A 19,464-nucleotide genomic window follows, 5' to 3' on the forward strand; every position below is an offset into this window, starting at 1 on the left:
GCGCACATGCGTGACGGCGGCGCCGTGTCGAATGGAAAGGAAAGATTGCCCGTCCGGTTCGGTCAGTGATCGACCGGAGCCGGAGGGGAGGAGGCGAAGGCGAGGGGTGCCAGCCGGGGGGAATCCGGAGGCTAGTCGAGAGAATGCGGGAAAACCGCGGCGGAGTCGATCAGGCGCGCGTCGGCTCCCGCCAAACAACCGCATTTCGAATGGCCGTCGTGCGCATCAGGCGAACACATCGGCAACATAGCGGCCATGCTCGCGTTCCATCGTGTCGATCCATGCACGAGCGTTCTCGTCGTTCTCGCCTGTTGCATCCTGGTAGATCCGACCCAGCGTGGCCCGCACGGCGGGAGCCATGTTCTTGCCGTCCCCGCAGACATAGACGACGGCGCCTTGCGCAAACAGCGCGGCGATTTTCTCGCGCTCGAGCCATACCTTGTCTTGAACGAAGCGAGCGCCATCCTCCGGGCGGTTCGAATAGGCCGGCATCACGTCGACCACACCGCGGTTCGCCCACTCGTCGAGCTCGTCGCGATAGAGAAAGTCGACGTCCGGGTCGTCGATCCCGAAGAACAGCAACGACGGGCCGACGTTCTCTCCCCGCTCTTTCTGTAGCGCACGCTCTTGCAGAAAGCCGCGGAACGGCGCGATACCGGAACCCGCGCAAATCATGATCATCGGAAGACCCGGTTCGGCCGGTGGCCGAAAGCGCGCATTCGACGGCCTGACCGCCACGGACACACCGTCCCCCGCGTCGGCCCGTGCGAGATACGACGACGCGACCCCCTCGTGACGGCCGTTGCCCGAAAGCGCGGGCGCATCGACCACGGCGACCGTCAGCGTAACGTGATCCGCTTTCCAGAGCGGCGACGATGAAATCGAGTACTGGCGTGCTTTCAGCGCGGGCAGCATGTCGAGGAACTGGTCGAACGGCAAATCGACGGACCCGAAGCGTTCGAGCAGATCGATGACGGTGGTTCGCTTTTCCAGAATCTCGCATTCGAACGCGCCGGCGCCCAGGCGCTCGAGCTCGACTTTCTCTGGTGGGCAGTGCGTGGCGGCGGCCAGCGTCGATACTTGCGAGCGGGTGGCCGGCACGGCAAGTTCGACGTAGCTCGAAAACAGCTCGCCGCAACCGATGGCCTGGCCGAGCGGCAGGCGGGGATTGCTCGATGCCCCTTCGATGACCACCTGCGTGTCCCAGCTCAACCGGAATCGGCGCAATACCCGATCGACGTTACGTTTCGAGTTGCGAGGCAGGACGGCCAGGTAATCGCCGGCGCGATAGGTCATCGTTTCCGGCAGCTTCAGTTCGATGTGCTTCTTCGAGCGGCTTCCCGGCGCGCTAATATCGACCAGCTCTCGATTGTCGGTCACGATTGCGAGCGTCATGGCGTCAACGCTGAGCAATTTCTCGCGAACGTTATCGAGGAAGTTGATGCTGAGTGCGGGATGGCCATTTTGCGCAACCGGCGCTTCCTTCCCGAAGCTGATCGCAAAGTGGTTCCAGAGCTCGGCATACCATCGGTCGAACTCGCCAAAGAAGTCCCCGCCCGAATCGAGCTCGCCCCGGGCGTGAACGCGCGTGGCGCCCGCTTTCTCGAAGGCTTCGTCGACGCGCTTCGGGATCGCCTGATACGTTCTTGCCCACTGCTTGTTGCCGCATCCAAGCACGGCGAACTTGACTCCGTCCAGCGTTCCGTTGCTCATCGCCTCGATATACGGCAGAAACGCTCTCGCGTTGTCTGGCGGCTGGCCTTCGTAGGAAGCCGTGACGATCACGATCGCGGGGAACCCGTCGATTTTTCCCGCGAACGCATCGAGCGGGGCGCAGGTGGCATGAAAGCCGTGGCGGCCTGCGTCGCCCGCGATGCGCCGAGCAAACGACTCCGACGAACCCGTGTTCCCGCCAAACAGGACAAGCATCTTCGACGCGTCGTTGTCGGCGATCGACGTAGCGTGGTCGACGCTCGGGCGTTGGGCGCTCGCGTGGACGCGAAGCGTGTCGTTCGACACCTTGCGCGCACTTCGCGCCCGCGGCCGCACGTTGATACGCAGGTCGGTGGGCTTGAGCGTGAGGGTTTCGGCGACTTTCAGCTCATAGTCCGGATCGGCAAAGGAGAAGTCGAATCGCTGAAGCAGCATGATCAGAACGAGGTGGGCTTCCTGCATCGCAAACGGCCGGCCGATACAGGCGCGCGCACCATTGCCGAACGGTTTCCATGCGTTCGGCGGAAGCCTTTCCGCATGCTCCGGTGCAAATCGCTCCGGACGAAACGCCTCGACGTCGTCGCCCCAGACGCTGGTATCGCGATGCAGCATCGGCGTCAGGATCATGATGATGTCGTCCGGAGAAACGGCATATTTCCCGCCGAACGTGGTGTCGGCGAGCGGCGTGACGGCGAAGGCCGGGGCCGTCGGCCAGATCCGCAACGTTTCCATCAGGATCTGCTCGATGTAGCGCAGTCGCGCCAGATGCTCGATCCGCGGGGTGTCGTTACCGACGACCTCGTCGACCATGTCCCGAGCTCGCTGCAGTACGTCCGGGTTCTTGAGGAGGAAATAGGTGGCAAAGGACAGGAGCCCGCTCGTCGTCTCATGCCCCGCGATCAGGAACGTGATCATCTGGTAGACGATATTCTCGTCATCGAGCTTTTCTCCGGTCACGGGATCGACGCCGTTCAGCATCCGGTCCAGCAGGTCCATCGCTTCTTCGTTGTCGTGCGGATGCTTCCGCCGGTCTTCGATCATCCTAGTCGCGAGCGATCGCATGACCTCGATATCCGCGTCGAACTTCCGACTCCGGTTGAGCATCAACTTCGACACCAGTTTCGGCCGCAACTCGCGCTTGCCGGCCTCGCTGAGCGTGTCGACCATCGCGTCCACGAACGGATGCTGGTCTTCGCGGTAGAAGCTGTTGAAACGGCAGTCGAACGCACACAGCGCGATCGTATCGAGTGTCAGGCGCGTCATGTGATCGGACACGTCGACAGCCGTCTCGGGACCGAATCGTTCCCAGTAGAGAAACATTTGATCGGCGATGTCGACCATCTTGTCGAACATCGACCAGATGCTGAGAGGCCCGAATGACTGCATCAGCACACGATGCGCCTTTGCCCAGTTCGGTTCATCGCTGAATGCCGTGAACAGCCCATCGCCGATCGCCGGTCTCAGTTCGAGCAGGGACTGGTGCACGGACTTCTGAAACCTGCTTTCGTCGCACACCTCATCGACGAGTGCTTGCCCGCTGACGACGTAGTAACCTTGTCCGAACACCTCGAACCAGTAGACCGGCCCGTACGTTCGCGCGAGATCCATCATCTTGGCGAGCGGCGATGGCCCGAGGACTTCCATCAGGTGACCGATGATGGGCTTCAGCGGCGGTTGCGGGACGAGGGCGGAGGATTTCATTTCAATCACCTTTCACAAGGACATGTCGAAGCGTCGTAGCTCAATCTATTGAACGAATGTAAAATAGACAAAACGACGTGTCCAGAGCTTTTTTATGCCACCTGATGTAAGCCCTAATCCCGCCGATCCTCGCTTCCAGCGCAGTTACGATGCCCTCGTCCGGGCCGTGACGGAACTGCTCGACGTGGCGCCGCTGAACACGCTCAGCATCGCTCAACTGGTGCAGCGTGCAGGTGTCGCCCGCCCCACCTTCTATCAGCACTTCCCGGACCTTCAGGTCGCCGCTCAGCGGGCGGCGTTGGTGAGGCTCGAGAACGCATTCACGTTCGTCGAGGAGCAGGGCAAGCAGCTGAACCCGACGAACGTCGCGTTCGTCAAGTCGATGGAAATGGAAACTGCGCTGATCCTTCAGCACTTGCAGGCCCATCAGTCTTTCTATCTGACCGTATTCAACGACGCGGCGACATCGGCGTTTTTCGATGACCTCGTTACTTTCGTCGCGGGCCGCATCCTCCCACCCTATGAAGGAACCCGAACGGAAGCGGAAGGGGATTGCCTGACCGTATTGGGCGGTGGCCTGGTCTGGACGGCGGTTCATTGGCTTCGCCAGGGCCCCTCGCGCGAGCATCCGGACGCAATGGCCAAGCGCATGGCCAGGACATCGGCGACGATCCTCGACGCTTTCGATCTGACTCAAGGGTTCGCGCAGGCGGATTCAAATTAGCTGCGGCGGCGCGGGAAATCGACTCCACCGTTGGTTGAGCGCCGATTCGCCATGCGCGCGACGTGCAGCATCGCCCCACGAACGCGACGGAGCCGACCATGCGCATCCTATAGTCGGCGCCAACGCACGCACCATGAAAAAGGCCCGCTTTCCGCGGGCCTGATGCAATCAGCAATTGCCTTTCTTCGCCTGTCCGGGCGGGCAGAATCCATTGCCCGGGCCGCCCTGCGGTGCGACCACGACCGGCGGACCCGGAACGTATGCGACGCACCCGCCGAGTGCGCCAACCACGCTCGCCGCGGCGAGCAGTGCGATAACCGTTTTCTTCACTTCGTTCTCCCGTTATCGAGGAAAGGGCCGCGAGGCCCTTTCGTTGCTGCTGCCGACGCGTCCGTCAGAAGCTGAAATTGACGTTCGACTGGCTGGTCGTTGCGTTGACGTTCGTCGATTGCGTTGCGCCCGACGCCGCGTCCGCCTCGATCGTATATTGTGCCGCGGCAGCCGGCGACGCAGCCAGCGCGACCGGCAGCGAGCCCGAGTACGTACCGACGATCGGTGCGGCCGTGGGCACGTTGAGCGCATAGGCGCCGTTGTCCATGTTCGCGTTGATCGACGTGATCTCGTACGCGTTGGCATCAACCGTCTGCAATGCCCGCACGAACGCGTCGGCGCTTGCCGTCACCGTGCCGCTGACCGTGCTCATCGTCGAGGCCGGCAGCGTGATCGGGGCGTTCGATACCGACACTGCCGTGGTCGTGTTCACAACGACCGGAACCGTGCGCACGATGCCCGACGCGAAGTTGCTCTGCACGATCACGACGTCGTAGTTGCCCTGCGTCGAACTCTGGATCAGCGGCGACAGCACGAACTTCCCGGTGCTGTCGGCAACGGTGCCCCTGACTACCTTGCCACCCTGTTCCGCGTACACGGTCGCGCCGGCTTCGGCCGATGCGACATAGCCGGAGATCGCGCCGCTCACGACGGTCGGGATCGCGGTGACGACCGGCTTCAGCGCATACGTGCCGTTGCCGCGCTGAACGATCGACTTGCATGCGTTGAAGTCGAGCACGAGGTCGACGAGCGTGTTCGGTTCCACCGTGAAGGGCTGGATGATCTTGTAACCGCTTTGCGTCGCGCTCGGCGTTGCAAGCGCCTGCTCGGTGCCGCCCGTCGGAACGACCGAGTTCGCGAGATTGTTGCCCTGGTTCTGCGCGAGAACGAGGCGGACCTGCTGATACTGGCCGGCCGGCAGCGCGGTCTGACCGATATCGGCGAGCACGCCGTTGGTCAGCGACAGCAGGTCGATCTTCCGCGGGGTCGCCAGCGTGATCGTCGACCAGCCGGCATCGTTATCGGAAGCATTCGTATTCGCATTGACGCGAACCTGCGAGACGGTCACATAGACGTGGTCGAATCCGCATGAAGGCGAATCGGTCATCGCGACATGCAGCGTGCCGGTCTGCACGCCGCCGCCATCGTCGCCGCCGCCGCAACCCGCCAGCGCAAACGGCACCATGGCCGCACACAGCGCGGCCTTCCAGAAGTGGTTGTTCATGGCTTGTCCCCTTCGTTGTGATTGTGGATGCAACGAAGCATAGCGGTCGGGAATGCCCGGAACGTGGACGGCTTTGAAACGAACGGTAAATTGTGCGTCGGAGCGTAAGGACTGCTGGCGATCGATTGCGCGTGGCGATGCAATGGCGGGAAAGCCGCGGGTGGCGGCCGAATATCCGCGATTCGTCTGATGAATGCCAGCGGCCCGCGACCCCGCGCGATTACGGCCGCAAAAAACTTGATGGGTAAAAGCACCGAACCCGTATTAATTTTTTCCTCGCTATAGTCGAGGCACGGACGGTAGATGCGTGTGCGATGCGCCGATACCGCTCAGGCAATAACTGTAGACGGGTGCTGTATGAAAAACACAATCGAAAAGACCACCGGACCGGTGTGGGGTGTGGCGGCAGGCGTGCTCCTGGCTGCTGCAGGACTGAGTCTCGGCATCTTCCCGAAATCGCTGAACAGCGCGGGAACCGCAAACGACTTCATTGCATCCGGCGTCGCGATGCTGGGTATCTTCCTCGTCGTCTATTCCACGCACGAACTGCGAAGAAAGCGACTGCACTGAGCATCGGCACGCCGCCGATCCGCGCAGCACGTTCGAGGCCGGCCACCGGCTCAGGAATGCGCTCGCCCGTCGGCTGAGCCGCAATCGACCAATAGATCGTCGACGATGATTTCGCCGGCCGTCTGGCCTGCGCGCAACGCATTGAGCGTGTTGTCGAACAGCCGACCGCCGTCGTCCGCGAGGCGGATCGGCGCGAGCAGCCGCGGCGCGCTGCCGGCCGTGCGCACCTGCACGACCGCGACGAACCCGAACCGGAGCGTGTCGGGCGGTGGCGCGTGGTCGCGCGGTTCGTCGAGCCGGAATTCGCAGCGGACATCGATGGTGTATCCGCGGTAGGTGTACGCACTGTTCATCTGCAGCTCGCTCGGAAGGGAACGCGACGACGGACCGTGGGCGCATCATATCGGCTCGTGCGAGCCGTTGGGGGTGGGGTGTCTACCTACTTGAGGAGTTCGTGCCGGTAGACGAGCTCGACGATGCGCTTGGTCGGGATGCTCGTGCGCACTGCGTCGACGCTGTCGATGCGAAACCACTTGCACTTCTGGATCTCGTTGCTCGCTTGCGGCGTCTGGTCCGGGCCGACTTCGGCGAAGAATACGTGATGCACTTTCGCGAGCCCGGTGAACTGCATCGAGTAGACGAGATGCTGGCCGGTCAGGCCGGTCTCTTCCTGCAGTTCCCGATGCGCGGCTTCGAGCGGCGTTTCTCCGCGCTTGATCGTGCCGCCTGGCAGCGCCCAGCGCGACGTCGCGCGCGCAACGAGCAGGACCTGTTCTTCGCGGTAGCAGACGATGGTCGCCCGTTCCTTGACGGGAACGGCAATGGCTTCCGGCGTGTTCGTGGAGAGAGGGGCTTGAGGCATGGGCCGATTCTAGCGAGTGTCGGGCGCCCGGCCAAGCCGGGGCGTCGAGCGCGACGCGGCCCGCCCGCCGGGTCGCGTCGTCATGGAGCCGCCAGCGTTACTTCTGTTCCGGCAAGAACCAGTTCATCACGAGCGCACAGATACCGCCGGTGGCGACGCCCGATTCCAGCACGTTCTTCAGGGCATGCGGCAGGCTGTTCAGAATGTCCGGCACTTGCGACACGCCGAGGCCGAGCGCGAGCGACACAGCGATGATCAGCAGCGCGCGGCGATCGAGCTGGATGCCGGACAGGATGTTGATGCCCGAAGCGGCCACCGCGCCGAACATCACCATCGCCGCACCGCCGAGCACGGGCTCCGGCACGGCCTGCAGCGCGCCCGCGACGACCGGGAACAGGCCGAGCACCACGAGCATGCCGGCGATCCAGATGCCGACGTGGCGGCTCGCGACGCCGGTGATCTGGATCACGCCGTTGTTCTGCGCGAACACGGAGCTCGGGAACGTGTTGAACACGCCGGCCAGCAGCGAGTTCGCGCCGTTCACGAGCACGCCGCCCTTGATCCGCTGCATCCACACCGGTCCTTCGACCGGCTCCTTCGAGATCTTGCTGGTGGCGGTGACGTCGCCGATCGCTTCGAGCGACGTGACGAGGTAGATGATCAGCATCGGCACGAACAGCGACCACGAGAAGCCGATGCCGAAGTGCAGCGGCGTCGGGACCTGGAACAGCGCGGCCTGATGCACGCCGGTGAAGTCGAGGCGGCCGAGCACGGCGGCCGCGGCATAGCCGATCACGAGGGCGATCACGAGCGCGGTGCTGCGCACCCACACGATCGGCACGCGGTTCAGCAGGATGATCGTGCCGAGCACGAGGCACGACAGCGTCAGGTTCTGCGCGCTCGCGAACGTGCCGTTGGCCATCGCGCCGTAGCCGCCGCCCATGCTGATGAGGCCGACCTTGATCAGCGTGAGGCCGATCAGCAGCACGACGATGCCGGTGACGAGCGGCGTGATCAGGCGCTTCACGAACGGCAGGATGCGCGACACGCTCATCTCGACGAACGAACCGGCGATCACGACGCCGAAGATCGCGGCCATCACGGTCTCGACCGGCGTGCCCTGCTTGATCATCACGCTGCCGCCGGCGATCAGCGGGCCGACGAAGTTGAAGCTGGTGCCCTGCACGATCAGCAGGCCGGCGCCCAGCGGGCCGAAGCGCTTGCACTGCACGAAGGTGGCGATGCCGGAAATCACGAGGGACATCGACACGATAAGCGTGGTATCCCGGCTCGATACGCCGAGCGCCTGGCAGATCAGCAGGCCGGGCGTGACGATCGGCACGATGATCGCCAGCAGGTGCTGCAGCGCGGCGACGAAGGCGACCATCGGCGCGGGCCGGTCATTGGGGCCATAGACGAGGTCGTGCGACGAATCTGCGTCGGCGGCGCCGTGGGAGGCGGATCGGGCGGGGGAAGCGGGTTGCATGGCGAGCGGGCCGGACAAGGTGGAAAGTGCGGCATTTTAGCCGATGGGCCCTGCGGCGGCCCGGGCGCGATGCAGTGGGCTGCAGGCGGGAAAGCGGCGCCGGATGCGTGCCGCCGAGCACGCGACGACGACCTTGCCGATCGTCGGCTGGCCGGTGCCTTCCCCGCGAGCGTTTCGCGTGGCTCGCGGCGCTTCAGCCGACGCTGCGCGGTTTCGTGCTGCGCGCCGGTGCGCGCGGTGCGCGGGCCGCCGGATACGCGCGCCTGCATACGTCGATGACGACATCGCGCAGACGGCGATGGACGGGGTCGCCCTGCATGCGCGGATGCCATAGCGCGGAGATCAGGATCTCGGGCAGCCGGACCGGTATCGCGAAGCTGCGCAGCCCGAGTGCATCCACGAGCCCCGGCGTGAATGCGTTGCCGAGGCTCGAGCGCGGCACGAGCGCAATCAGGTCGGTGCCGGCCGCGACGCGCATCGCATCGGGATAGCCGGGCACCACGACCTGCACGCTAGGGGCGGGTGCGGGCGCGTCGGCCGCCTCGTGCGTCGGGCCGCCGAAGTCGCCGAGCTGCGATGCGATCACATGACGGCAGGCCGCGTAGCGCGCGGGCGTGATTCTGGCCGCCGCGAACAGCGGATGCCCGACGCGCGCCACCGCGACGTGCGAGTCGTGAAAGAGCTCGCGCGTGTGCAGTTCGGGGGCGTCGTCGCCGCGCTTGCCGATTTCCAGGTCGACCGTGCCGTCGCGCAGCGGCCCCGGGTCTCGGTCGGGCTTGGGGACGAAACGCACGCGCACGCCGGGGGCGATGTCGCCGATCGAGGCGACCACCGGGCCGGCGAGCATGTCCATGAACGATGCGGCCGCGCGGACGGTGAACGTGGACGAGAGTGTCGTCATGTCGATGTCGGCCGTGGCCGGCCGAAGCACGGCACGCGCATCGACCGCGATGGCACGCACGCGATCGCGCAGTGCCGCCGCGTGCGGCGTCGGCACCAGCTTGCGTCCAGCGCGCACGAGCAGTGGATCGCCGGTCGCGGTGCGCAGCCGCGTGAGCGTGCGGCTCATCGCGGAGGTGCTCAGTCCGAGGCGGCGCGCGGCCCCGGTCACGCTCCCTTCGGTCAGCAGCACGTCGAGCGCGGTGACGAGGTTCAGGTCGATATCTTCCATCCGGACAGCATACGACATCGCGCGAAGTGACGCGGCGTTTGGCGCAACTATTGATTGAATTCGGTGCGTCTGGTGCATGCGGTGGCGCGCGCCTATAGTGGCCGGATGATGGACTTCGGCAAAGGGGGAACCCATGCAATCGACTGTATCGAACGCCAGCACACCATCGATCCTGATCGTCGCGGCCTCGCGCGGCCTCGGGCTCGCGATGGCGGAGCAATTCCTGAACAAAGGCTGGCATGTCACCGGCACCGTCCGCGCCGGATCGGGGCGCACCCAGCTGCATGAGCTCGCCGAGCGCTTCGACGGACGGCTCGAGATCGACACGCTCGACATCTGCGAGCCGGAACAACTGGCTGCGTTGCGCGCGCGCCTGTCGGGCCGGCGCTTCGACATGCTGTTCGTGAATGCCGGCACGACCAACGATCCGAACGAAACGATCGGCGAGGTCACGACCGACGAGTTCGTGCGCGTGATGATTACGAACGCGTTGGCGCCGATGCGCGTGATCGAGGCGTTGCACGATCTCGTGACCGAGGACGGCCTGATCGGCGCGATGTCGTCGGGGCAGGGCAGTGTCGCGAACAACGTGAGCGGCATGCGCGAGGTCTACCGCGGCAGCAAGGCCGCGCTGAACCAGTTCATGCGCAGCTTCGCGGCGCGCCAGGCCGCTACGCCGCGCGCGATGGTGCTGATGGCGCCGGGCTGGGTCCGCACGGAACTCGGCGGCCCCGATGCGCGACTGACGATCGACGAAAGCGTGCCGAGCCTCGTGAACGTGCTGATCGGGAAGCAGCGGCGCGCGGGGCTCGAATACCTCGATTACCAGGGGCGCACGGTGCCGTGGTAGTGGCCGCTGCAGCGGGGCGCGTGACGACGCGCTGCGCACGCCGCGCCGATTCAATACAATGCGACGTCGAGGTGTCGGCGCCGTGTCGGGCAGCCGAGCGCCCCGTTCGATGAGCGGTATCGACCGGCGACCGCGCATTGTGGAATCACGCCCCGTCCCGACGGGCTGCTGGCGAATACGGAGCGCAGCATGAACGAACCCTACCTGCAGGTCATCGCCCATTTCTTCGCGAAACCCGGCAACGGCGACCGCGTGATCGAACTGCTCGCGGAACTCGCGCCGCTCACGCGCGCCGAGCCGAAAAACCTCGACTACGCGTACTTCCGCTCGCCGGTCGAGCCTGACCACATCGTGATCCTCGAGCGTTACCGCGAGGCCGACGGCCTCGACGTGCATCGGGAAACGCCGCATTTCCAGCGGATCGGTGTCGGCGCGATCATTCCGTTGCTCGATCGCCGCGACGTGACGAGCTACATGGTGCAGCCGGACCGCGGCACGGCGACGCCACCGGGAGGCACCCGATGAACCCGTTTCAATTCCGTACCGTTCCGACGCAGATCGTCGAATTCGGCGCCGCGCGCCGGCTCGGCGCGGTGTTGCGCGAACGCTTTCCGGCGCTCGCGCGACTGTGCGTGGTCACCGACGCGTTCCTGCATCGCAGCGGCGTGCTCGCGCCCGCGCTGGCGAGCCTCGCCGCGCACGGCTGGCAGGTGACCGTGATCGACGACGTGATCGCCGATCCGCCCGAACACGTGGTGCTCGACGCGACCGCGCGGGCGGTGGCGGCCGACGCGGAGATCGTGCTCGGCCTCGGCGGCGGTTCATCGATGGACGTCGCGAAGCTGATCGCCGCGCTCGCGCCGGGGCAGCAGGCGCTGGCCGACATGTACGGCGTCGACAAGGTGGCAACGTCGCGGCTGCCGCTCGTGCAGATGCCGACCACGGCCGGCACCGGCTCCGAAGTGACGGCCGTGTCGATCGTCACGGTCGGCGAGGCGCGCAAGATGGGCGTCGTGTCGCCGCACCTGTTCGCGGACGTCGCGATCCTCGACGCCGAACTGACGCTCGGGCTGCCGCGCGCGGCAACGGCTGCGACGGGCATCGATGCGATGGTGCATGCGATCGAGGCCTATACGTCGTCGCGGCTGAAGAATCCGGTGTCCGACATGCTGGCCGTGCAGGCCTTGACGCTGCTGTCGCGCAACCTGCTGAAGGCGTGCGACGACGGCCGCGATCGCCACGCGCGCGAAGCGATGCTGGTTGGCGCGATGTTCGCCGGCCAGGCATTCGCGAATGCGCCGGTCGCGGCCGTGCATGCGCTGGCTTATCCGGTCGGCGGCATTTTCCATGTGCCGCACGGGTTGTCGAACGCGCTCGTGCTGCCGCATGTGCTGCGCTTCAACGCCCAGGCCGCCACGCCGCTGTATGCGGAGCTCGCGGCGATCGTCGCGCCGTCGGCGACGGGCAGCGACGAAGCGAGGACGCAGGCGCTGATCGACGAGATCGATCGGCTGATCGTCGCGACGGGCATCCCGCGCACGCTGCGCGAGGTCGGCATCGGCGAGGGCGACCTGCCGCGCATGGCGTCGGATGCGATGCTGCAGACGCGCCTGCTCGTGAACAATCCGCGCGAAGTGACGGAAGCGGACGCGCTGGCGATCTATCGGCACGCGTGGTGATGCGGTGCGCGTGACTGCGTGACGGCGGGCGGCGTAACGTCACCGGCCGCTGCTATTTCTGACCGCGATTCTTGCAGGTCGATTCGCGTTCGCCGTCGGGCTTGCGAGTTGGCGCGTGCGAGCATCGGCGCCGTGAGTGACAATCGCCTTCGCTCGATCGACAGGAGACGACATGACGCAACGGGACGAAGCGGCGCGCACGCGATGCGTCGCATGGCAGATCGCGCAGACCTGGCAGGCGGCCGAATGGTGCCGGCTCGTCGAGACGCGTGAGGGCGTCGATCTGTCGGGGGCGGTCGCGGGCGCGGTCGACGGCACGCCGTTTCGCGTCGACTATGCGATCGTGTGCGGCGCCGACTGGCTGACGCGTGCCGTGCGCGTGACGCACTGGTTCGGCGCGGCGCCGCCAACGCAGCGCGAGATCGAATGCGACGCGGGGCGCTGGACCGTCGACGGCGCCGACGCGGCGGCACTCGCGGGCGCGACCGACATCGATCTCGGTTTCAGTCCATCGACCAATACGCTGCCGATCCGGCGTCTCGGGCTGGCGGTCGGCGCGTCGGCCGTCATCCACACCGCGTGGCTGCGTTTCCCGGCGTTCGAGATCGTGCGCGGCGAGCAGCGCTATGCGCGCACGGCGGAACGCGTGTACCGGTACGAGAGCGGCACGTACGCGGCCGACATCGCGGTGGACGAGGCGGGCCTCGTCACCGATTACGACGAATGGCGGCGGATCGGCGCGACGCATTCGCCGTAACGCGTCGCGGCGGCGGGGCGTCAGCGCGCGTTGGCGACCGTCACCTTGGCCGGAATCAGCTTCAGCGTGCTGAACGCGTCGGCGATCTTCTGCTGATACGCGAGCGTCGCATCGGTGATGGGCTGCACGCCGTAGCCGGCCCGCTTGAGCGCGATTTCGAGCGTCGGCGCGTCGAGGCCGACGAGCGGCGACAATTGCGCGGCGACTTCCGGAATATTGTCGCGTCCCCAGCGGTCGACCGCGTCGACTTCGTCGAGCAGCGTGCGCAGCACCTGCGGTTGCGCGGCCGCATACTTGCGTGCGGCAAGGTAGTACTGCGTGTTGCGCACGAGCCCGTCGCCGTTCGCGACCACGCGCGCGCCGAGCTGCCGTTCGGCGGCCGCCAGATACGGATCCCAGATCACCCACGCGTCGACGCTGCGCTGCACGAACGCGGCGCGCGCATCGGCGGGCGTCAGGTAGATCGGCTGGATGTCGGCATACGTGAGGCCCGCGTGTTCGAGCGCCTTCACGAGCAGGTAGTGGACATTCGAACCCTTGTTGAACGCGATCTTCTTGCCGCGCAGCTGCGCGACGGTGCGGATCGGTGAATCGGGCAGCACGACGATCGCCTCGCCGTGCGGCGCGGGCGGTTCGTTGCCGATATAGACGAAATCGACACCGGCGGCCTGCGCGAAGATCGGCGGCGTCTCGCCGACCGTGCCGACGTCGATCGCGCCGGCGTTCAGCCCCTCGAGCAATTGCGGACCGGCCGGGAACTCGAGCCACTGCACCGCCACGCCCTGGCTCGCGAGCCGTTTCTCGAGCGTGCCGCGCGCCTTGAGCACGACGAAGTTGCCGTATTTCTGGAAGCCGATGCGCAGCCGCTTGTCGCTGCCCTGGGCCCGTGCGGGCAGGCCCGCGAGCGGGCCGAGCGCGAGTCCGGCCAGCCCGGCGGCCGCGCCGTGCAGCCAGTGGCGGCGGCGCGGGTTGGCCGGGGTCGTTTCAAGGTCGGCGTGCGGGGTGTCGTTCATCGAAGCGTCCTGCTGGCGGGTTCACGGGGCGCGCGGGCTGGCGGCGCAATCGGCACGGGGGCACGGGACGCAGCCGTTTGCGGGCGATGCGCACGGCCGGCCCGCGCCGGATTCAGCACGATAACGGCCGCGTGGGCCGGCGGCCAACCAACGAATCCGCATATGCAAATCAGCGGCCGGGCGATACGTGAACGACGAGGCGGCAGCGGGCCGCCGCGCTCAATCGGTGCCGAGCGTGCTTTCCTCGATCGAGTCGACGCGGTCCGGATAGAACGCGAGGTGCGCGCGAATCGATTCGACGGCCGGATTCGGATGCTCGTACGTCCACACCGCGTTGGTCGCGCGTTCGCCGCCGGCGGGGATCGAGTAGTACGCGCAATCGCCCTTGTACGGGCAGTACGTCGCATGGTCAGTCCGTTGCAGCAGCGACATGTCGGCATCCTCGCGCGGAATGTAGAACACGACCGGATAGCTGGCCTCGCGCAGCGCCAGCGCACGGCGCGTGTCGGCGACGGTCTTGCCGGCCACCTTGACCACGACGCGCGACGGATGCGGCTCGATCGTGATCGGATGATCGGGGCCCGGCGACTTCACGGGACGAGAGGGCGTATCGGGGCTGATCGACATCGTGGGTCCTCCAGGAAGGGTCGGCGCGCCGGCAGCGCGCCGTGCCGGAACGTGCGCGCCGGGCGGATCCCCGCGCGCCGGTGCCGGCGTCGGCCAACCGATACGATGCGCCAATTCCGGAGAACCTGCAGGGGGCCGGAAGGCGGCGCGCGGCGATGCTCGTCGGCATGTCCGCGGCGCTCGCATGGACAATTCGATGCAGCGGCAGCGGGATGCATCCGCCGCGATAAGCAACGCGGAATTAATTGGTAAGCGATCGGCGGGCGGCGCGCGAAGATCGGCGGTCGTCATTCGCATGACAGTCCTGTCCGAGCGCCACCATGAAGCTTTCATTCGTCTCATCCGCCGCGCATCGTGCGCGGCGCACGTCCGTTGCCGTCGTGGCGTTGCGCGCCATGGCCGCGTCGCTGCTGCTCGCCGGTGGGTTCACGCACGCGTTCGCCGCGCCGGCCGGCAAGACGCTCGTGTACTGCAGCGAAGGCAGCCCGGCCGGCTTTGATCCGGGCCAGCACACGACCAGCACCGATTTCGACGCGAGCACGTACACGATCTGCAACGGGCTCGTGCAGTTCAAGCGCGGCACGCTCGATCTCGTCCCGTCGCTCGCGACGAGCTGGGATGTGTCGTCCGACCAGCGCGTCTACACGTTCCATCTGCGGCGCGGCGTGAAGTTCCAGACGACCGCGTGGTTCAAGCCGACGCGTCCGTTCCAGGCCGACGACGTCGTGTTCACGTTCCGCCGGATGCTCGACGCCGACAGTCCGTTCCGCAAGGCCTACCCGGTCAGCTTCCCGTACTTCAGCGATCTCGGTTTCGACCGCAACATCGAGCGCATCGAAAAGGTCGACGACGACACGGTGCGCTTCGTGCTGAAGTCGCCCGACGTCGTGTTCGTGCGCAATCTCGCGATGGCGTTCGCGTCGATCCTGTCGGCCGAATATGCGTCGCAGCTGGCGGCACGCCACCGCGAGGCCGACATCAACCAGCTCCCCGTCGGCACCGGGCCGTTCCAGCTGCGTGCGTACCAGAAGGACGCGGTGATCCGCTACGACGCGAACCCCGACTACTGGAAACCGGACGACGTGAAGCTCGCGCATCTCGTGTTCGCGATCACGCCCGATCCGGCCGCACGCCTGCAGAAACTCACGGCCGGCGAGTGCCAGGTGTCGGTGTTCCCGCGCCCGGCCGATCTCGAGACGGTGCGGCGCGATCCGAAGTTGACGCTGTTTTCGGGGACCGGTTTCAACGTCGGCTTCGTCGCGTACAACACGCAGCATCCGCCGCTCGATCGCGTCGACGTGCGGCGCGCGCTCGACATCGCGATCGACAAGACGGCGATCATCAAGACGGTGTTCAACGGCGACGCGTCGATCGCGACGAACCCGATGCCGCCCGCGCAATGGTCGTACAACCCGCGCCTGAAGGACGCGCCGCGCGATCCGGCCGCCGCGAAGGCGCTCCTCGCGCAGGCGGGATTCCCGAACGGCTTCGACCTGACGCTGTGGGCGATGCCGGTGCAGCGCCCGTACAACCCGAACGCGCAGCTGATGGCGCAACTGATTCAGCAGGACTGGGCGAAGATCGGCGTGCGCGCGAAGATCGTCAGCTACGAATGGGGCGAATACAACCGTCGTGCGAAACGCGACGGGCAGCACGACGCGATCCTGTACGGCTGGTCGGGCGACAACGGCGATCCCGACAACTGGCTCGGCACGCTGCTCGGTTGCGATGCGGTGCACGGCAGCAATCTCGCGAAGTGGTGCAACGCGGATTTCGAGCGGCTTGTCAGTGCGGCGCGCACGAACGCGGACGTCGCGAAACGCACGTCGCTTTACGAGCAGGCGCAGGTCGTGTTCAAGGATCAGGTGCCGTTCACGCCGATCGCGACGTCGATCGTGTCGCTGCCGATTTCGAAGCGCGTGCACGGGGTGACGTTCTCGCCGCTCGGCGGGCACCGGTTCGACGGCGTGTGGCTGGATTGAAGCAGGGAAGCCGGCGCGTGCGGGGCGCGCCGGCGGTCGATGCGATGTTCAGTTCAGCGCGAGTGCGGCGGCTGTCTCGACCGGCGAGCCTTCGAGCGCGACGGATGCGACTCATGCGCCGCGCCTGGCGCAAGTGAACGGGGTGGACGGATGGCGACATCGTTGCGCATGCACGTGCCGGCTCGGTGGCGGGACGGTCGTGGCCGGATCATCCCGTCGGAAATGCAGGAACGCAGGAACGCAGGAACGCAGGAATGCAGGAATGCAGGAATGCACGCGCGCCGGAATCGCACCCGCACGGCCGCGGCTGACGCCGCGCACCGTGCGCGGCGCACGTCATTGCAGTGTCGCGCCCGGCCCCTTCAGCACGACGCTGCGGCGGCCGTCGATGCCGACCGGCACATCGCCGTGAACGGTCGCGCGGCGCACGACGCGGCGCGCATCGCCGTAATCGTTGATCGCATAGTGCTGCGTCGCGCGGTTGTCCCAGATCGCGACGTCGCCTTGCTGCCAGCGCCAGCGCACGGTGTTCTCGAGGCGCGTCACGTGTTCGTGCAGCACCTGCAGCAGATGCGCGGAATCCTGCGACGACAGCCCCTTGATCTTCTGCACGAAATGCCCGAGCACGAGCGTGCGCTCGCCGGTCTCCGGATGCACGCGCACGACCGGGTGTTCGGTTTCGTAGACGGTCGACGTGAACACTTCGCGGTAGCGTTTCAGTTGCGTGTCGTCGGCGTGAACGTGCGTCGACGCGTAGTCGTAGGCGTTCGTGTGCAGCGCCCACAGCGTGTCGGCGAGCGCACGCAGCGGCTCCGGCAGATGCGCATACGCGGCCGCCGTGTTGGCCCACACCGTGTCGCCGCCGAACGGTGGAATCACGACCGCGCGCAGGATCGACACCTTCGGGTACGCGTCGACGAACGTCACGTCGGTGTGCCACGAGTTGGCGCGCGCGCCGTGCGCGGAATCGAGTTCGAGCAGGTGCGCGCTGCCGTCGACGGGCGGCACAGTGGGGTGCGCGACGGTCTCGCCGAAGCGACGCGCGAATGCTTCCTGCGCGGTGTCGTCGAGATGGTCCTGGTTGCGGAAGAACAGCACCTTGTGGCGCAGCAGCGCGGCCTGGATGGCGTCGAACGTCGCGTCGTCGAGCGTGCTCGACAGCCGAACGCCGGCGATCTCGGCGCCGATCCGGCCGGCGACCTGGCGCAGCTGAAGCGGTACGCCAGCCGTGTGCGGCGCAGCGGCGTGCGAAGCATGCGATGACGGGTGAGCGGCATGCTGGACGTCGGACATCGGGAGTCTCCTGGGTCGGGTCGGTCGGGTCTCCATTCAAGCAGGGGCCGCGCGAAACCGGAACCGATGAATCGTCACAACCTTAGCGCGCGTCGTGACGATCGATATGTGTCGTCGTGCTGAGCGACTTGTACGCGGCATCAGGCAAACCGATCGGGATGCGGAATATTTTCCCGGTCAAATCGGCGGGCGCGAAAGGATTGCCGGCAAGCGGGCGTGAATGCCGTTTACATATTTGCAGATGCGAATCAAGTGAATTTGGAAAAGCCGAGTAAAAAATATTGAATCATCCGCCAGCAGCAATGATGCGTGTCGTCGTTGACATTCTTACGCCGAGCCGCGACAGACCTTGCGTGTCGCGGCCAGAAAGTGGTAACCGGTGTGCCTGTATTTCATTGCTGAAGGGTGCCGTCCATAAATACACTCCGACGCTAAATAATTTGAAATCCCCCCAAAAATTATCTATACACTAGACGAAACGGCGTGATCCGCATCGTGTCAAATGCGGCCGCGCAACAAAACGGGCGAAGTACCGGCAGATGCGTTGCCGTACTCCGCGCGTCGCAGCGATCGAAAGGATTCCGGGGGATGCGAACGGCCCGATGCCCGGGCCGCCGCATGAGTCGTGAATGGGCGAACGCCATGCGCCGCCACAGAAGCAACGCAGCGTCTTTACATTCAACGGTCGATCACCGACCCCGTCACACGGAGGGAGTCATGCTGCAATACGTCAAGTCCTTGTTGCGCGATGAACGGGGCGTCAGTTCGCTCGAATACGCAGTGCTGGCCGGCATCATCGTGGTCGCACTCGCGGCGGTTGGCACGTACCTCAGCGGCGCGCAAGGCCTGCAGGCCATATTCACGCAGCTGGTCAACAAGGTCACCTCGCTGATCTGATCTCCTGAACCCGCGCGCCGCCGACGAACACACGGATCCGCAGCGGTACGACGTATCCAGCCGGGGCGCGCCGACGGACGGCTCTCCGATGCTCTATCTCGTACAGCTGGCGGCAACGCTCGTGCTGGTGTCGATCGCGGCGCAGGACCTGCGCGAGCGGCGCGTGTCCAATCGCGCCGTGCTGGCGTTCGCGATGCTGTACCTGATCGCGGCGGCGCTCGTGCGCGAAGGGTTCGCGCCACTCGCCGGGCACGTCGCGACCGCCGCGGCGATGCTGGTGGTGTTCGGCGGGCTGCGTCACGCGGGCTGGCTCGGCGGCGGCGACGTGAAGCTCGCGGCGGCGGTATTCCTGTGGGCCGGTCCGACGCTTGCGTTGCCGGTTCTGACGATCGTCGGCGCGAGCGGCGCCGCGTGCGGCCTCACCATGCTCGCAGCCGTCGCACGGCAGCGTCGCATCGCGCCTGCGCACACGATGGCGACGCGCGGCGTGCCGTACGGCATCGCGCTTGCGCTCGGCGGCGTGCTGGCCGTCTGGGCGCCGTTTCCTCACGCACTTTCGCTTACCTAGCCCGGGGGACGCGCGC

At 66.2% G+C, this 19,464-nt stretch carries 18 protein-coding genes; 9 read left to right on the forward strand and 9 right to left on the reverse strand.

Features of this window, described 5'->3' with window-relative positions:
• Positions 1-225: 225 nt before the first annotated feature.
• The gene (locus LMA02_RS20455) at positions 226-3,414 is read right to left on the reverse strand and encodes a cytochrome P450 (RefSeq protein WP_228909574.1); all 3,189 of its coding nucleotides are present in this window, start codon (positions 3,412-3,414) and stop codon (positions 226-228) included.
• 166 nt (positions 3,415-3,580) lie between these two features.
• Between LMA02_RS20455 and LMA02_RS20460 the strand changes: the two genes are divergently transcribed.
• Positions 3,581-4,138 carry a TetR family transcriptional regulator gene (locus tag LMA02_RS20460; protein WP_228909575.1) on the forward strand — a complete coding sequence of 186 codons (558 nt, stop codon included), beginning with the start codon at positions 3,581-3,583 and terminating at the stop codon, positions 4,136-4,138.
• Positions 4,139-4,532: 394 nt separating this feature from the next.
• On the opposite strand, the gene LMA02_RS20465 is transcribed toward LMA02_RS20460, so the two are convergent.
• Positions 4,533-5,693: a DUF4382 domain-containing protein gene (locus LMA02_RS20465; RefSeq protein ID WP_228909576.1), complete on the reverse strand. Its 1,161-nt coding sequence runs from the start codon at positions 5,691-5,693 to the stop codon at positions 4,533-4,535.
• 357 nt (positions 5,694-6,050) lie between these two features.
• On the opposite strand from LMA02_RS20465, the gene LMA02_RS20470 reads away from it, so the two are divergent.
• The gene (locus tag LMA02_RS20470; RefSeq protein ID WP_166722255.1) at positions 6,051-6,263 is read left to right on the forward strand and encodes a hypothetical protein; all 213 of its coding nucleotides are present in this window, start codon (positions 6,051-6,053) and stop codon (positions 6,261-6,263) included.
• A gap of 50 nt (positions 6,264-6,313) precedes the next feature.
• On the opposite strand, the gene LMA02_RS20475 is transcribed toward LMA02_RS20470, so the two are convergent.
• The 4 genes from LMA02_RS20475 to LMA02_RS20490 form a co-directional block, all read right to left on the reverse strand.
• The gene (locus tag LMA02_RS20475; protein ID WP_228909577.1) at positions 6,314-6,616 is read right to left on the reverse strand and encodes a hydrogenase maturation factor; all 303 of its coding nucleotides are present in this window, start codon (positions 6,614-6,616) and stop codon (positions 6,314-6,316) included.
• Between the two features lie 86 nt (positions 6,617-6,702).
• Positions 6,703-7,125, reverse strand: a complete 423-nt coding sequence (locus LMA02_RS20480) for an NUDIX hydrolase (protein WP_228909578.1) — start codon at positions 7,123-7,125, stop codon at positions 6,703-6,705.
• Between the two features lie 97 nt (positions 7,126-7,222).
• Positions 7,223-8,611, reverse strand: a complete 1,389-nt coding sequence (locus tag LMA02_RS20485; protein ID WP_228909579.1) for a nucleobase:cation symporter-2 family protein — start codon at positions 8,609-8,611, stop codon at positions 7,223-7,225.
• A gap of 193 nt (positions 8,612-8,804) precedes the next feature.
• Positions 8,805-9,782 (reverse strand): LysR family transcriptional regulator, encoded by a 978-nt coding sequence (locus LMA02_RS20490; protein WP_228910064.1) that lies wholly within the window; start codon positions 9,780-9,782, stop codon positions 8,805-8,807.
• Positions 9,783-9,915: 133 nt separating this feature from the next.
• Here LMA02_RS20490 and LMA02_RS20495 point away from each other — a divergent pair, with 133 nt between their 5' ends.
• From LMA02_RS20495 to LMA02_RS20510, 4 genes are all read left to right on the forward strand, one after another.
• Positions 9,916-10,632, forward strand: a complete 717-nt coding sequence (locus LMA02_RS20495; protein ID WP_228909580.1) for an SDR family oxidoreductase — start codon at positions 9,916-9,918, stop codon at positions 10,630-10,632.
• A gap of 189 nt (positions 10,633-10,821) precedes the next feature.
• Complete coding sequence (locus LMA02_RS20500; RefSeq protein WP_228909581.1) at positions 10,822-11,157, forward strand: putative quinol monooxygenase; 336 nt, start codon at positions 10,822-10,824, stop codon at positions 11,155-11,157.
• Entirely contained in the window at positions 11,154-12,311 is a 1,158-nt protein-coding gene (locus tag LMA02_RS20505) for an iron-containing alcohol dehydrogenase (RefSeq protein ID WP_228909582.1), read from the forward strand. The genes LMA02_RS20500 and LMA02_RS20505 overlap by 4 nt, the downstream gene beginning before the upstream one ends.
• A gap of 172 nt (positions 12,312-12,483) precedes the next feature.
• On the forward strand, positions 12,484-13,068 hold the full coding sequence (locus LMA02_RS20510; protein ID WP_228909583.1) for a putative glycolipid-binding domain-containing protein: 585 nt from the start codon (positions 12,484-12,486) through the stop codon (positions 13,066-13,068).
• Positions 13,069-13,088: 20 nt separating this feature from the next.
• Here the strand turns inward: LMA02_RS20510 and LMA02_RS20515 are convergent, their stop codons facing one another.
• Together LMA02_RS20515 and LMA02_RS20520 are read right to left on the reverse strand one after the other, a co-directional pair.
• Positions 13,089-14,081 carry a sulfonate ABC transporter substrate-binding protein gene (locus LMA02_RS20515; protein WP_228909584.1) on the reverse strand — a complete coding sequence of 331 codons (993 nt, stop codon included), beginning with the start codon at positions 14,079-14,081 and terminating at the stop codon, positions 13,089-13,091.
• A 219-nt stretch (positions 14,082-14,300) separates the two neighbouring features.
• Positions 14,301-14,708: a DUF427 domain-containing protein gene (locus LMA02_RS20520; RefSeq protein ID WP_166722264.1), complete on the reverse strand. Its 408-nt coding sequence runs from the start codon at positions 14,706-14,708 to the stop codon at positions 14,301-14,303.
• A 320-nt stretch (positions 14,709-15,028) separates the two neighbouring features.
• Between LMA02_RS20520 and LMA02_RS20525 the strand changes: the two genes are divergently transcribed.
• Positions 15,029-16,690, forward strand: coding sequence for an ABC transporter substrate-binding protein (locus LMA02_RS20525; RefSeq protein ID WP_228909585.1), 1,662 nt, complete (start codon positions 15,029-15,031; stop codon positions 16,688-16,690).
• Positions 16,691-17,026: 336 nt separating this feature from the next.
• Here LMA02_RS20525 and LMA02_RS20530 read toward each other — a convergent pair whose 3' ends face one another.
• Complete coding sequence (locus tag LMA02_RS20530) at positions 17,027-17,983, reverse strand: TauD/TfdA dioxygenase family protein (RefSeq protein ID WP_228909586.1); 957 nt, start codon at positions 17,981-17,983, stop codon at positions 17,027-17,029.
• A 717-nt stretch (positions 17,984-18,700) separates the two neighbouring features.
• Between LMA02_RS20530 and LMA02_RS20535 the strand changes: the two genes are divergently transcribed.
• Both LMA02_RS20535 and LMA02_RS20540 read left to right on the forward strand, forming a co-directional pair.
• Positions 18,701-18,880: a Flp family type IVb pilin gene (locus LMA02_RS20535; protein WP_105831465.1), complete on the forward strand. Its 180-nt coding sequence runs from the start codon at positions 18,701-18,703 to the stop codon at positions 18,878-18,880.
• Between the two features lie 88 nt (positions 18,881-18,968).
• Entirely contained in the window at positions 18,969-19,448 is a 480-nt protein-coding gene (locus tag LMA02_RS20540; RefSeq protein WP_228909587.1) for an A24 family peptidase, read from the forward strand.
• Positions 19,449-19,464: the final 16 nt, after the last annotated feature.

Source organism: Burkholderia sp. B21-005 (assembly GCF_020843965.1).
Lineage (GTDB): Bacteria > Pseudomonadota > Gammaproteobacteria > Burkholderiales > Burkholderiaceae > Burkholderia > Burkholderia ambifaria.